This is a genomic window from Enterobacter sp. UPMP2052 (assembly GCF_053709675.1).
Genome location: NZ_JBSKJR010000001.1, coordinates 506,229 through 519,798, shown reverse-complemented (window position 1 = coordinate 519,798; position 13,570 = coordinate 506,229). Strand labels below are relative to the sequence as shown.

Sequence of the window (13,570 nt, the reverse complement as noted above, 5' to 3'; positions counted from 1 at the left end):
TCACCATTGATGCGTCAAATGCATCAGTCCTTGTATTAATTGCGCTTATAAATTTGGGGTAGTTGATCCAGTTTTCAGAAACAGACGAGCAAAACGTCAACAATAAACTGGAGATAACCATGTTTTCCTCAACCTCACCTGCAGCCCTTCGCACGAAAGCAGGCGCGATATTTCGCGTTACGTCCGGCAACTTTCTCGAGCAATTCGACTTCTTTCTCTTCGGCTTTTATGCGACCTACATCGCGCATACCTTTTTCCCGGCGAGCAGTGAATTTGCTTCCCTGATGATGACGTTCGCCGTCTTCGGCGCGGGTTTTTTAATGCGTCCCATCGGGGCAATCGTACTGGGTGCCTATATCGACAAGGTTGGACGAAGAAAAGGATTGATCGTGACCCTGTCGATTATGGCGGCGGGAACCTTCCTGATCGTGCTTATTCCGTCTTATCACAGCATAGGTCTGTGGGCACCGTTACTGGTGCTGTCAGGCCGACTATTGCAGGGGTTTTCTGCCGGAGCGGAGCTGGGTGGCGTGTCGGTCTATCTGGCTGAAATTGCCACACCCGGCCGCAAAGGTTTCTACACCAGCTGGCAGTCCGGCAGCCAGCAGGTCGCGATTATGGTTGCGGCAGCCATGGGGTTTGCCCTGAACGCGCTAATGGCAGAGAGCGCCATTCGTGAATGGGGCTGGCGTATTCCGTTCCTGGTCGGCTGTTTAATCGTACCCTTTATCTTTTTCCTGCGCCGCAAGCTGGAGGAGACAGAGGAGTTCAGCGCGCGCCGCCATCATCTGGAGATGCATCAGGTCTTTAGAACCCTGCTCGGTAACTGGCAGGTGGTCATTGCCGGCATGCTGATGGTGGCGATGACCACTACGGCCTTTTATCTGATCACCGTTTACGCGCCGACTTTCGGGAAAAAAGTACTGATGCTCAGCGCCTCGGACAGCCTGCTGGTCACGCTTCTGGTGGCAATTTCTAACTTTATCTGGCTGCCGGTGGGCGGAGCGCTGTCGGACCGCTTTGGGCGTAAACCGGTGCTTATCGCCATGACGCTGCTGGCACTGGCGACAAGCTACCCGGCGCTGACGCTGCTGGCGCAGGCACCGAGCTTCTCAATGATGCTAAGCGTCCTGCTGTGGCTCTCTTTCCTCTATGGCCTTTACAATGGTGCGATGATCCCGGCACTCACGGAGATCATGCCTTCTGAAGTTCGGGTGGCGGGGTTCTCTCTGGCCTACAGTCTTGCAACGGCGGTATTTGGGGGATTCACCCCGGTGATGTCTACCGCGCTGATTGAATATACCGGGGATAAAGCCTCTCCCGGATACTGGATGAGTTTCGCCGCAGTGTGTGCCCTGCTGGCCACACTCTACCTGTATCGTCGTCGTGCAGTGACGCTGCAAAATACCGTGAAATCAGAGGGGGCGGCATGAGACCGATCCCTCGACTGACCACCAGCGCGTTGATAATGACCGCCCTGAGCTTCTGCGCCTCCGCAAAAGAGGTGACGGTCATGATCTCAGGCGGTTTTAAAGCCGCCCTTGAAAAGCTGGCACCGGAATATGAACGCCAGACCGGAGATAACATTGTGCTCGTTCCCGGCCCGTCTATGGGGACGACTCCGCAGGCAATTCCTAACCGACTTGCGCGCGGGGAAAAAGCCGACGTGGTAATCATGGTGGGCGATGCGCTGGCAACGCTCGAAAAGGACAACCTGACTCAGCCTGGCTCACGCACGGAACTTGCTGACTCCCCTGTCGGTATGGTGGTAAAAAAAGGCGCTGACGTCCCGGATATCGGTAATGAGGCGAAACTTCGCCACACGCTGCTTCAGGCCGGATCTATCGCCTACTCCGACAGCGCCAGCGGCAGATACGTCAGCCAGAAGCTGTTCAAAACGCTGGGGATTGAAAAAGAGGTGATGGGTAAAGCAACGAAGGTTGAGCGCACCCCCGTCGCCGAAGAAGTGGCGAAAGGGAAATACGCGGTGGGTTTCCAGCAGGTCAGCGAACTGTTGCCGGTTCCGGGGGTTACGTTTATCGGCAAACTCCCGGACAACCTGCAATACATCACCCGCTTTGCTGGCGCCGTGACCCGCCACGCCGACCATCCTGGCGAAGGGAAAGCGCTGCTGAGTTACCTTTCATCGACACAGTCCAGTGCCGTGATCCGCGACACGGGATTGAGCCCCGTCACGTCCCGCGGTACTGCTCAGTAATGTGTTTTTCCAGTTCAGCCGCAATGTAAGACTGGATGCGCCCCCGGCGTCGGATAAGCCCCACAGTGCGTTTCACTTCCGGCGCCACCAGCGGGACAGATGTCAACAGCGAGTGCTCTGACGTTGGCATCGACATGGCGGGAACGGCAGCAATGCCGATCCCCGCCTCTACCATGCCGAGCATCGTGGTCACATGGCGCGTTTCGCAGACGCTGGGACGCGCAGGAACCCTGTCCCCCAACAACCGGTCGAGCAGGTTACGGTTACCTGACGTTTTGTCGAGGATGATATAGTCCTGCTCATAAAACGCCTGCCATGTCAGGTGCGTTTTTTTTGCCAGAGGGTCATCGCGCCTGCATGCGGCGACATAGCTATCTTCCACAAGCGGGAAAAACTCTATTTCAGAGGGCAAACTCCCGGCGAAACAGATCCCGAAATCCGCCTGGCTACGGGCAACAGCGTCAAGGACATTCCCTGCGCTGCTGTCGATGAGCTTAATCCGGACACGCGGGTAGCGGGACTGAAAACGACGTATAACATCCGGCATAAAGTAACAGGCTGCAGACGGTACCGTAGCGACGGTAACCAGCCCGGTGCGCTCTTCGCTCACTTTATCGATATCCGCCAGCATGGACTCAACGTTATCAAGCAACTGCGCTGAGCGTTCAGCAAAGTTCTGCCCGTACAACGTCAGAGCCACGTGGCGGGTGGTCCGGTCAAACAGCTTTGTTCCCAGCGCCGCCTCCAGTTTTTCAATCCTGCGGCTCAGTGCTGACGGGGACAAACAGATAGATTCAGCAGCAACCCGAAAGTTGCCGTATTCCACTAACGCTCTGAAAGCATAAAGATCGTTAAGGTCAAAATTTACGGGCATAGTATCGACATTTCTCCGTTTTGTTGACGGTCATCATGACGGGTAGACGCACATTTTAACAGTCCCTTAACGTTTCAACCTGACGCTCAGGGCAGCGAGTTATCTCAAGCCCGGTCTTCAGCGGGGTTTTATCAATGGGAGTTTTGTCACTGAAAGGAAACGGGATAAGTGGTTGAATAATGGCAGAGAGGCTGGCCTTTTCTGCCATTCCGACATCTCAACGTTTTGTAGTTGCTTTCATGCCGGGTTCTTTGGCATGTTAGCCTGACCTTTCAATTTTGTTCACGTGACGAGTTTGCGAGCAAAGCGATGATTAAGTGGCCCTGGAAATCGAATGACGCTGGTCGAAATATGGCACAGCCATGGGAAGAGGCGCTGGCGATCCCGGTTCTGGCTAACCTCGAGCCGGATGAACAGCGAGTGCTGATTCAACTGGCGGACCGTTTTCTGCAGCAAAAACGTCTGGTTCCGTTACAGGGTTTCGAACTCGATCCCCTTAAAAATACGCGTATTGCCCTGCTGTTCTGCCTGCCCGTTTTGGCGCTCGGCATTGAATGGCTGGACGGCTTTCACGAAGTGCTTATCTACCCTGCCCCGTTCGTGGTGGATGACGAATGGGAAGATGACATCGGTCTGGTGCACAGCCAGCGCGTTGTGCAGTCCGGGCAGAGCTGGCAACAGGGGCCTATTGTGCTCAACTGGCTGGATATTCAGGATTCGTTTGATGCCTCCGGCTTCAACCTGATTATCCATGAAGTGGCGCACAAGCTTGATACCCGCAACGGCGATCGCGCCAGCGGCGTGCCGCTCATCCCGCTGCGCGAAGTGGCCGGATGGGAGCACGATCTGCATGCGGCCATGGACAACATTCAGGATGAAATTGATCTTGTCGGTGAAAGCGCCGCGAGCATCGACGCCTATGCTGCTACCGATCCAGCCGAATGTTTTGCGGTTCTGTCGGAATATTTCTTTAGCGCGCCGGAGCTGTTCGCACCCCGCTTCCCGGCGTTGTGGCAGCGTTTTTGCCAGTTCTACCAGCAGGACCCGCTTCAGCGTTTACGTAAGAATGGCGACAGCGGCGAGTATGCCACCGCGCACGTTCACTAAAACAGCAGTTTGCAGCTTAATTAATCAATTGAATCAGCACCTTAAATTTAGTGTTGACACATTTTAGCGAGGCCATTAACATGCGCCTCGTTCACACGATTCCTCTGTAGTTCAGTCGGTAGAACGGCGGACTGTTAATCCGTATGTCACTGGTTCGAGTCCAGTCAGAGGAGCCAAATTTTAGTTTCAGGACATCCCAGCGAGTCCGGAGACGTTTAAAAAACAAGAAGTTATTTTTAACCGGTTGTCCTGCAAAGGATTACTGGGTTTCTTGATACCCATAGTTTTTGGGGGCTTAATCGGGGGCCTCACGGTTCGTTGAACGAACGGAGCCCCCCGCTATGTCACTCACTGATACCGCCATCCGCAAGATCATACCCTCTCATAAATCCTTCAAACTGGCAGACAGTTCAGGACTGTACCTGCTGATCAAACCCAACGGCTAAAAGCTCTGGTACATCAAGTACCGCATCGATGGAAAAGAGAATCGGAATAATAGTTACCTAAGCAATATAGATAATGTGCTTCGTATATTGGATGTGGGAACTCGAAATCCTGTTTAGTAAACCTCTCAACGAGCGTAGCTAACGACACATGATCGCTGTTTATAATGAATTGATCTGCTAACGTACCGAACTCATCTGGTTCATTCTTTGTGATTAACAAAACGACTCCTTAGCTACAAAATTAATAAATAAAATGGGGCATTCTAGCCCCTCCGTAATTTAAGCTACTGTATCTAATATTTCTGATAGAAAATCTGTAAAGTTCGAAAATGAACCAAAGACATTTTCAGTACCTACATTATCTCTAATTTCAAACAGATTTGTTTTACTGTCGTAGGTAAATACAGAAATGCTGTCATTGCCAATAACTAATCGCTCACTTAAATCAGGATTGATGTAATCATTATTATTCCTGTAAAAATCATTCATCACAAACAAGTTTCTTACTAATGGCTCTGGTATGGATAGACTAAACAAGATCAGCCCATCAAATTCAAATCCATCCATTGTTTCTAAGAAAGTAACATAATCAGGCTGATTTACGAATAATAGACAAACTTCATCACCTAGCTTTTCAAGCATTGGGCTTAAGCTAGAAGTTGATTTTCGCCTGGTTATACTCTCTATGTATTGGTCTGTGATAGGCTCCTCTATTGGATAATTCCAATTAGTCATTTTGCTTTTTAAATCATTCAGAATTTCACTAATATTATTACTCATTTTTAATTCCTAATAATTATTTTAGCGGATAAATTGAACCAGTTGGCACAGCCCACGGTGTTACTTTGCTCTCACCTGCTATCATATCTCTTGTTACGGATGATTGCATATTGGTAAGCACTTTATGGAATGGTTCATTTTCAATCAATGACAGGTTATCAAAAGCGTTAGTACCACCATCATCTAACGGTAACTTGTGGTGAACGCTCCAACCGCCAGGTACACCACCTTCTGACATACGCAATAAATCGGTCGGATTAAACTTGCTTGCAGCTTCCGGTGTACCAGCTATATCTTTAAGGAATCTCTTCCTGATAGAGCAATTAAACTCGCGTCTTAAAGCTGCTGCTTCAGCAGGATCGCGCTTAATATAGTTAATTTGCTTAATTTCTAATCCATCAAGCAACTTAATTTCACCTCTTAACTTTCCTAAATAACTATTCATATCTTCAAATAGTTTAGTATTAGGTCTTTTAGCAAAAAGGATTGAAGCCGCTGCTATCACTGTACCTGCTGTTTTTTCATTTAATACCTGGTCATAACCCTCAACAGCGTCACCGTCTAATTGCTCTGCCGTTTTCCTGAATCCTTCAATGTTTCCATTATAAACACCGCCAGCAGCTAACAAACGTCCTGCTGCTTCACTGTTAATCGTTTTGGCGGCTTGAGCGTGTTTTATAGGAGCATCTGAATAATGAATCTTTTGTGTTGGTGCTGGTTTCCTTCCCTGATGGCTGTCTAAACACTTTCGGTAAGCACCTCTAACTTCCATCTCAAACCATTCATGCCAATGACTCATAAAGCAATCATAGATAAGATCACCTTTCTCATCAAAATAGAATGGATGCTTAAAGTAATCCCATTGTTCACATTCCTCTATTCCAATAAACCAGCCGATATCTATATTATGCTGTGTATGATCATAAGCACCGTCATACATACCCTTACGTTAGCGATCATACTTAGTTGAAAAGGGGGAGATAAATCCGCTCTTCCGCTTTGGCATTTGTTGGAGGCTAAAGTGAGAGTAGTTGTCAGAATCAAGATCGTAGTAAATTCTTGCTCTTTCAAAAGCTACTTCTGGCCTCAGTATGTATTGGAAATCTTCCGGGCTAAGCTCTTTTGCTGCATCCCATACCATCAATAATCTGAAATCGTGCATGTAGATCCCTCACAATGCTAAGGGGTTATGTTAGCATTGCTCGCTATGCGGTCAATTATTTAGATTGTGAATGCGCGTAACTAAGACATTTATTATCTGCATATGTAATGTCGCCACAAGCGGGAAGTAACTGGTAGGTGGAAAGGCATAATAACTTACTTTCAATTCTTCTCGTATGCGGTTTTAGATGTTTTCTTTCTTCTATCGGTGCTTTTGGCTTTATCTTTTGGGTGCTGAAAAACTTGCTTATTTGCTAATGCTCTTATCTGATTATCAAACTAGTGTGTATCCAATGCCTGCATCTCATCATCTGCAGGCTTCTCGCTTATCCGTCGTCGCAGTTCAAATCTGATAATCAATCGCCACGTCTTCTGGCTCCATCACGTGGCGCTTAATCTCATCCACCGACAGCCCGGCATTACACAGTTCGATAAACCGCCATACGTAGTTGCGCTGCAGTTGCCCGCGCTTGAGACCCAGCCATACGGTATTGGCATCGAACAGATGGCGGGTATCAAGCCGCACAAGATTGCCCTCCTCGCGCTCACCGCCCGACTGTTCCGCCACCAGACCAATGCCCAGCCCAAGCTCAACGTAGGTTTTAATCACGTCGGAATCCTGCGCGCTGAGGACCACATCCGGCGTCAGCCCCTTGCGGCTAAAGGCTTCATCGATACGTGAACGCCCGGTAATGCCCTGGCGGTAGGTGATCAGCGGCCACTTAACGATATCGTCAAGCGTAAGCGGTGACACCTGGTTGAGGGGGTGATCGTCCGGCAGAAGCAGACTGTGGTGCCAGCGGAACCACGGGAAAGCCACCAGCAGCGGGTCGGTACTGAGGCGTTCACTGGCGATACCGATATCCGCCCCGCCGTTTTGCAACAGCACGTCGATCTCCTGCGGCGTTCCCTGGATCAGCTCCAGCCGCACATCCGGGAAGAGTTCACGGAAGGCTTTAATGACCGGCGGCAGGCTGTAACGCGCCTGGGTGTGGGTCGTCGCGATGGTGAGCACGCCGGAAGCATCGTTGGTAAAGAGGTCCGCAAGACGGCGAACGTTGCTGGCTTCGTTGAGGATCCGCTCCGCAATGGCCAGCAGCGCTTTTCCCGGCTCGGTCATCCCGAGCAGACGCTTGCCGCGACGTATGAAAATCTCAATACCCAGCTCTTCTTCCAGCTCGCGAATATGGCGACTGACGCCCGACTGGGAGGTATACAGCATGTTGGCGACCTCGGTCAGGTTGTAGTCCCGCCTGGCCGCCTCACGGATAATTTTAAGTTGCTGGAAATTCACGTTTCGCTCCGGCCTGTCTGACATAACGCTATTGTTAGAGTCAGCGGGGCTACAGAACAAATAATAAAAACCAGCAACTTATGCTTTTATGGAATATCAGCTGACCAGCTGCAGCTCGCGGTTCTCCAGCGATGGTTTGCTTACCAGCGACATCAGGATCTCTTTCACCGCCTGCGCCTGCGGCGTGAGCGAGCCGCGTGCAGACATATTGAGCGACAGCGGTAAGCTCATGGACGGCGTGGTGATCCGCGCCATCCAGCCGTTTGCCGCGCTGCACAGCGAGCGTGCCGCAGACTCCGGCAGCACGGTGACCCCCATCCCGCTGGCAATCGCGGCGGTCAGCGTGGAGATAGAGTCGATCTCGCCGATGATTTTGGCCGTCAGGCGACGCAGGGAAAACGCTTCGTCCACCCGCACGCGCACGGCGCTGTAATCACGCGGCAGGAACAGGTTCATCTCGGCGACGGCCGTCAGGTCAACGCTTTGACCCGGACAGTCGCGCGTACCGACCAGATAGAGATCTTCTTTCAGCAGCGGCTGGCTGGTGATCCCGGCGATGGGCGAGCGGTCGTACAGCACCGCCATGTCCAGCTGCCCGTTGAGCAGTTTATCATTCAGCACGGAACCGCTGTTCTCATGCAGGTAAACCAGCACGTCGGGCAGCTCGGCACGTACCGCCTGCAGCAGCGGCATGGTAATGGATGATGCGGCGGTCCCCGGTGCAAGGCCGATAGAGACCGTGCCGCTCAGCGTCTGGCCGACGTTATTGACCGCCAGCTGCGCCTGTTCGCACTGGCGCAAAATGGTGCGGGCATGGGTATAAAGAATTTTCCCGGCTTCGGTTGGCGTCACGCCGCGCTTGGTGCGGATCAGCAACTGTTGATCCAGCTCCCCTTCAAGCGTGGCAACCTGCTGGCTCAGCGCGGGCTGCGCAATATGCAACACTTCCGCTGCCTGAGTCAGGCTGCCGATATCGACGATTTTTACGAAGTATTTGAGTCGTCTGAAATTCATATTGCCCCCTGTAACAAATAACTGTGCCTTTAACGGCTTCGAGTGTTGAACAGGTATTGCAATATGAATGCCACTTTTTAAACCTGAGTAGATCCATGCCTAACGCCCTGAAAATAAGGAAATCTAATCATCGCTGGTGACTTTATGAGTGAAACAGCGGTTTATGATCTGCCCCATAAGGGGTATATCTGCACAATGACGGTGCAAAGCGTTGCCAAAAGCACCACTTTGCTGAATTTGTCAGCAAACGAACAAAATCGTCTGATACACCCTTTGACAACCACAGCCGACGTCGATAATATGCGCCCCGTTCACACGATTCCTCTGTAGTTCAGTCGGTAGAACGGCGGACTGTTAATCCGTATGTCACTGGTTCGAGTCCAGTCAGAGGAGCCAAATTTAAAAAGCCTGCTTTTAAAGCAGGCTTTTTGCTTTTCTGCGCTCGGTTACATTGTCGGGTGGCGGCTTCGCCTTACCCGACCGACAAATTTCATTGGACCGCAGCCGTCACCCGGCGACAATGCCTCCGTTGCCGACCTTAACCGGCATCCCTGACCGACGTTCCAGTTCAGCGCCCGCCCCCTCGTTTATCAGCTGCGTTCGCTGCGTGGCGGAAATGGGCAGTGGCACTTTCTTTGTCGATTCAAACTCGGCACGGTTACGCGACAGCGGCTCGTGGACTTCTACCCAGCGGCTGCCGTCCGGCTCCGTGGACATTTTAACCGGGCGATCGATAAGTTCGACGCGCGTGCCGACCGGGACGTTATCGAAAAGATATTTGATATCCGCGTTTCGCAGACGAATACAGCCCTGGCTTACGCGCAGCCCGATACCAAAATTCGAGTTAGTGCCGTGAATGGCGTACAGCCTGCCAATATAGATGGCGTAGAGGCCCATGGGGTTATCCGGCCCGGCAGGCACAAACGCCGGCAGGGTTTTCCCCTCTTTTGCGTATTCGCGGCGCGTGTTTGGCGTAGGCGTCCAGGTTGGCCCATCCTGCTTGCGCTCCACGGCAGTAACCCAGTTACGCGGGGTTTCACGTCCGGCCTGACCGATCCCGATCGGCAGTACCTCCACGGTATTGCTACCCGGCGGGTAATAGTAGAGGCGCATTTCCGCCACGTTCACCACAATGCCCTCCCGCACGGTGGAGGGCAGGATCAGCTGTTGCGGCACCACGAGTTGCGTTCCTGCTTTAGGCAAAAAGGGATCGACACCCGGGTTGGCTTCAAGCATGTTGCTCAACCCTTGCCCATACTGCGCGGCAAAGGCTTCCAGCGGCAGGGTGTTCCCTTCCGGCACGGTGATGGTTATCGGCGCGCCAACCAGGCGGCTGCCCTCAGGCGGAAGCGGATAAGTTACAGCCCATGCACTTTGGGTCACGGCGGCCAGCGCTAACGCCAGCAAGCGGGTTCGGATCATAATGTCCCTATAATTAACGATGTTGAGCACAGAGTAACTATAACCCCTGCCAGCCATTTCGTGAGAAAAGCCTGCTGTTATAAAGGCTTTTCTCAATGTTGCCTTACTTTTTGCGCCATCTGCGGGTCAACGGTTTTTCCACTTCAACGATCAGGAACATTGCGAAACCAATCAGGAAGGTAATGACCCAGTAACGGAACGGCAGCGCCTCGGTGCCGAACAGCATTTGCATAAACGGCGCATAGATGATCAGCAATTGGAGGATCAGCAGCACAGCGCTCACAATCCAGATCCCCTTGTTCGCCAGCAGCCCTTTGCTCAGCGAGAAACCATCCGTTACGCGGCAGTTCAGCATGTAGAACCACTGCGCGGTCACCAGCATTTGCAGCAGCACGGTGCGGATAAACTCCGGCGAGTAGCCGCGCGGCTGCAGCCAGGCCTCCAGCACGAAGGCGCTGATGGCAATCATCAGCCCGACAAACACCACGCGCCAGATGGCGAAACCGTCCATAACGTGCAGGTTAGACTTGCGCGGTGGCCGGTTCATGATGTCCCGCTCACCCGCTTCAAATGCCAGGCCAAACGACAGAGTGGCCGACGTCGCCATGTTCATCCACAGGATCAGCACCGGCGTTAACGGGATCAGGTTGCCCGCCAGCAGCGCAATGATGATCAGTAACGCCTGGGCAATGTTGCTCGGGATGATGAACAAAATGGTCTTTTTCAGGTTGTCATAAACTCGCCGCCCCTCGTGCACCGCTCTGGCGATGGTGGCAAAGTTATCATCCGTTAACACCATGTCGGCCGCCTCCTTGGTCACCTCGGTGCCTTTGATCCCCATGGCGATACCGACGTCAGCGCGCTTCAGCGCCGGAGCATCGTTCACGCCGTCTCCGGTCATCCCCACCACTTCCTGTCGGCTTTGCAGCGCCTGCACCAGGCGGAATTTATCTTCCGGGCTGGTTCGCGCGAAGATATCGTATTTTTGCGCGGCTTCGCTCAGCTGCGGATCGTCCATCGCCTCCAGTTCGCGTCCTGTAATAGCGCTGGCGGCATTGCCGATCCCCAGCATCTGGCCAATGCTCATCGCCGTTTGCGGGTGATCGCCGGTGATCATCTTCACCCGAATTCCGGCCTGCAGGCAGTCGGCAATGGCGGTAATCGCTTCCGGCCGCGGGGGATCCATCATGCCGGCAATCCCGAGCAGGATAACTCCGTCCTGTAAATCTGCATGATCCAGCTCGCGCTGGCCGTCGGCGGCGGGCTTCCAGGCGGCAGCCACCATGCGCAGCCCCTCACGGGCGTATTCTTCAATCTTCCCTTCCCAGTAGGGTTGATCGAACGGCTGCAGCCCGGTCTCCGTCTGCTGATACTGGCAGAGGCGGAACAGCACGTCTGGCGCACCGGTAATGAGGATCGCCTCTTCATCGCCCAGGCGGTACAGCGTGGACATGTATTTGTATTGCGAATCGAACGGGATTTTACTGCGCATTTCCGTATCCAGCGCCGGGAGCGGTATTTTCGCCGCCAGCACCTTCAGCGCACCTTCGGTCGGCCCGCCGGTGATTTTCCACAGGCCCTGCTCATCCTTCATCAGCTGGCTGTCGTTACACAGATCGATGGTGCGCAGATAGCGCTCCAGCAGCGAGCCAGGGGTGACGGTGACGGGCGTTGGGTCGTCAATCGGATGAATATTGCCTACCGGCTCGTAGCTGTCTCCCTCCACGCGGTAGGTCGTCTCGGCGGTGATCACCGCTTTGACCGTCATTTCGTTCATGGTCAGGGTGCCGGTTTTATCCGAGCAGATCACCGTCATTGCGCCCAGTGTTTCGACGGTAGGCAGTTTACGAATAATCGCCTTCCGGCGGGCCATCGCCTGTACGCCAAGCGAAAGGATAATAGAGATAATGGCCGGCAGCCCTTCGGGCACCGCCGCCACCGCAAGGCTTATCAACGACAGCACCAGCTCAGAAACCGGCATGTCGCGGAACAGGAGGCTGAAGACAAACAGCACCACCATCATCACCAGGATGGTGATAAAGATGGTTTTACCGAGCTTGTCCATCTGCACCATCAGCGGCGTGCGGTGTTTTTCGATGTCCGACATCATCTGGTTGATGTGACCGAGCTCGGTCTCGCCCCCGGTCGCGACCACCAGCCCTTTTCCGCCGCCGGCGCTCACGGTGGTGCCGGAGTAAAGCAAGTTATAGCGGTCGCCGAGCGGCAGTTCGCCGCTCAACGCGTCGGTGTTCTTTTCAACAACGGTGGATTCCCCGGTGAGAATCGCCTCTTCGACGCGCAGGTTATGGGCCTCAATCACGCGCAGATCGGCAGGAATGCGATCCCCGGCGCGGATCACCACGATATCGCCGGGCACCAGCGCCGTGGTGGGGATGGTTTCATGGTTGCCCTGCCGTATTACCACGGCTTCACTGGAGAGCATATTGCGAATGCTTTGCAGCGATTTTTCGGCATTACTTTCCTGGATATGACCAATCAGGGCGTTAATGATGGCGACCCCGAGGATCACGAACATATCAACCCAGTGGCCCATGATCAGCTTAAGCAGCGCGGCCACCAGCAGAACATAAATTAGGACGTCGTTGAAATGGGCCAGAAAGCGCAGCCAGGCAGGCTTACCCGGTTTTTGCGGTAAGGCGTTCTCACCGTATTGCTGTAGTCGGGCGGCTGCCTCGGTACTGCTCAGTCCATCCACCGTGGAATGGTTTGCAGCCAGCGACTCTTCAACGCTTTGCTGATAAAACGGACGGCCAGGTTTCTCTGTTTTCATTGTTCCTTCCTCAGGTTCTTTCAGAAATCACCTTGGTACTCATGCAATTAACCGATAAATAAAAGAAACAGACGCACGGGAAACTCGGGACAGGGTTATACATAGCAAGCTTCCGTGTTTGTTTTATTACCCCAAACGCCAGCATATGAATCAGGAGGGAATGTATAAAACGTAGCACAGGAATATCAGAATTAACCTTTGATTGTTAATTTTATGAATTATCATGATGTTGCTTTGCGCATTCACCCCCTCAGCCCTGCGGGGCTCAACACGCGCCCGGCCCACCGAAGTCGGTTATTTAACATTTGTTTTATCTGCGTCTATGCTCAGTGAGTGCATCCATTGCGTTGGTTTCATTGACGCTATCGCCTTTTCCCGGCCCATGGAGAAGAGAATGTTCGGTTATAGCCTGATTCGTCTTGGTTTTTATATTGCGCTCGCCATTATTGCCAGCACCGCGATC

The 13,570-nt window shown here is 52.9% G+C and carries 10 protein-coding genes, 2 tRNA genes and 1 pseudogene; 6 read left to right on the top strand and 7 right to left on the bottom strand.

Going from position 1 to position 13,570, the window contains the following annotated elements; genetic code table 11:
• The first annotated feature begins 119 nt into the window (after nucleotides 1-119).
• Complete coding sequence (gene tcuC / locus ACWKX3_RS02320; protein WP_220710329.1) at nucleotides 120-1,433, top strand: MFS transporter; 1,314 nt, start codon at nucleotides 120-122, stop codon at nucleotides 1,431-1,433.
• Nucleotides 1,430-2,218, top strand: coding sequence for a substrate-binding domain-containing protein (locus ACWKX3_RS02315; protein ID WP_220710330.1), 789 nt, complete (start codon nucleotides 1,430-1,432; stop codon nucleotides 2,216-2,218). The genes tcuC and ACWKX3_RS02315 overlap by 4 nt, the downstream gene beginning before the upstream one ends.
• Here the strand turns inward: ACWKX3_RS02315 and ACWKX3_RS02310 are convergent.
• Nucleotides 2,193-3,092 carry a LysR family transcriptional regulator gene (locus ACWKX3_RS02310; protein WP_220710331.1) on the bottom strand — a complete coding sequence of 300 codons (900 nt, stop codon included), beginning with the start codon at nucleotides 3,090-3,092 and terminating at the stop codon, nucleotides 2,193-2,195. The two genes, ACWKX3_RS02315 and ACWKX3_RS02310, sit on opposite strands and share 26 nt — an antisense overlap.
• Before the next feature lie 309 nt (nucleotides 3,093-3,401).
• Between ACWKX3_RS02310 and mtfA the strand changes: the two genes are divergently transcribed.
• The 3 genes and pseudogenes from mtfA to ACWKX3_RS02295 form a co-directional block, all read left to right on the top strand.
• Nucleotides 3,402-4,199 (top strand): DgsA anti-repressor MtfA, encoded by a 798-nt coding sequence (gene mtfA, locus ACWKX3_RS02305; protein ID WP_006176245.1) that lies wholly within the window; start codon nucleotides 3,402-3,404, stop codon nucleotides 4,197-4,199.
• 100 nt (nucleotides 4,200-4,299) lie between these two features.
• Nucleotides 4,300-4,375, top strand: a tRNA-Asn gene (locus tag ACWKX3_RS02300).
• A 165-nt stretch (nucleotides 4,376-4,540) separates the two neighbouring features.
• Nucleotides 4,541-4,642: pseudogene (locus tag ACWKX3_RS02295) on the top strand (Arm DNA-binding domain-containing protein); the annotation flags it as partial.
• A gap of 282 nt (nucleotides 4,643-4,924) precedes the next feature.
• Here ACWKX3_RS02295 and ACWKX3_RS02290 read toward each other — a convergent pair.
• From ACWKX3_RS02290 to nac, 4 genes are all read right to left on the bottom strand, one after another.
• Nucleotides 4,925-5,425: a YrhA family protein gene (locus ACWKX3_RS02290; protein ID WP_006176246.1), complete on the bottom strand. Its 501-nt coding sequence runs from the start codon at nucleotides 5,423-5,425 to the stop codon at nucleotides 4,925-4,927.
• A gap of 16 nt (nucleotides 5,426-5,441) precedes the next feature.
• Nucleotides 5,442-6,365, bottom strand: a complete 924-nt coding sequence (locus tag ACWKX3_RS02285) for an HNH endonuclease signature motif containing protein (protein WP_454541202.1) — start codon at nucleotides 6,363-6,365, stop codon at nucleotides 5,442-5,444.
• Nucleotides 6,366-6,929: 564 nt separating this feature from the next.
• The gene (gene cbl, locus ACWKX3_RS02280) at nucleotides 6,930-7,880 is read right to left on the bottom strand and encodes an HTH-type transcriptional regulator Cbl (protein ID WP_058610133.1); all 951 of its coding nucleotides are present in this window, start codon (nucleotides 7,878-7,880) and stop codon (nucleotides 6,930-6,932) included.
• Between the two features lie 96 nt (nucleotides 7,881-7,976).
• Nucleotides 7,977-8,894, bottom strand: coding sequence for a nitrogen assimilation transcriptional regulator NAC (gene nac / locus ACWKX3_RS02275; RefSeq protein WP_058610132.1), 918 nt, complete (start codon nucleotides 8,892-8,894; stop codon nucleotides 7,977-7,979).
• A gap of 320 nt (nucleotides 8,895-9,214) precedes the next feature.
• Between nac and ACWKX3_RS02270 the strand changes: the two genes are divergently transcribed.
• Nucleotides 9,215-9,290, top strand: a tRNA-Asn gene (locus ACWKX3_RS02270).
• A gap of 111 nt (nucleotides 9,291-9,401) precedes the next feature.
• Here the strand turns inward: ACWKX3_RS02270 and ldtA are convergent.
• Both ldtA and ACWKX3_RS02260 read right to left on the bottom strand, forming a co-directional pair.
• Nucleotides 9,402-10,316, bottom strand: coding sequence for a L,D-transpeptidase (ldtA, locus tag ACWKX3_RS02265; RefSeq protein WP_454541201.1), 915 nt, complete (start codon nucleotides 10,314-10,316; stop codon nucleotides 9,402-9,404).
• A 103-nt stretch (nucleotides 10,317-10,419) separates the two neighbouring features.
• Nucleotides 10,420-13,107: a cation-transporting P-type ATPase gene (locus tag ACWKX3_RS02260; RefSeq protein ID WP_454541200.1), complete on the bottom strand. Its 2,688-nt coding sequence runs from the start codon at nucleotides 13,105-13,107 to the stop codon at nucleotides 10,420-10,422.
• Nucleotides 13,108-13,570 lie beyond the last annotated feature (463 nt).

Excerpts from the sequence above, each read along its gene's own strand:
- nac (WP_058610132.1), bottom strand. The coding sequence starts at position 8,894 with ATGAATTTCAGACGACTCAAATACTTCGTAAAAATCGTCGATATCGGC.
- ACWKX3_RS02290 (WP_006176246.1), bottom strand. The coding sequence starts at position 5,425 with ATGAGTAATAATATTAGTGAAATTCTGAATGATTTAAAAAGCAAAATG.
- ACWKX3_RS02260 (WP_454541200.1), bottom strand. The coding sequence starts at position 13,107 with ATGAAAACAGAGAAACCTGGCCGTCCGTTTTATCAGCAAAGCGTTGAA.
- ACWKX3_RS02315 (WP_220710330.1), top strand. The coding sequence starts at position 1,430 with ATGAGACCGATCCCTCGACTGACCACCAGCGCGTTGATAATGACCGCC.
- ACWKX3_RS02285 (WP_454541202.1), bottom strand. The coding sequence starts at position 6,365 with ATGTATGACGGTGCTTATGATCATACACAGCATAATATAGATATCGGC.
- mtfA (WP_006176245.1), top strand. The coding sequence starts at position 3,402 with ATGATTAAGTGGCCCTGGAAATCGAATGACGCTGGTCGAAATATGGCA.
- ACWKX3_RS02310 (WP_220710331.1), bottom strand. The coding sequence starts at position 3,092 with ATGCCCGTAAATTTTGACCTTAACGATCTTTATGCTTTCAGAGCGTTA.
- ldtA (WP_454541201.1), bottom strand. The coding sequence starts at position 10,316 with ATGATCCGAACCCGCTTGCTGGCGTTAGCGCTGGCCGCCGTGACCCAA.
- tcuC (WP_220710329.1), top strand. The coding sequence starts at position 120 with ATGTTTTCCTCAACCTCACCTGCAGCCCTTCGCACGAAAGCAGGCGCG.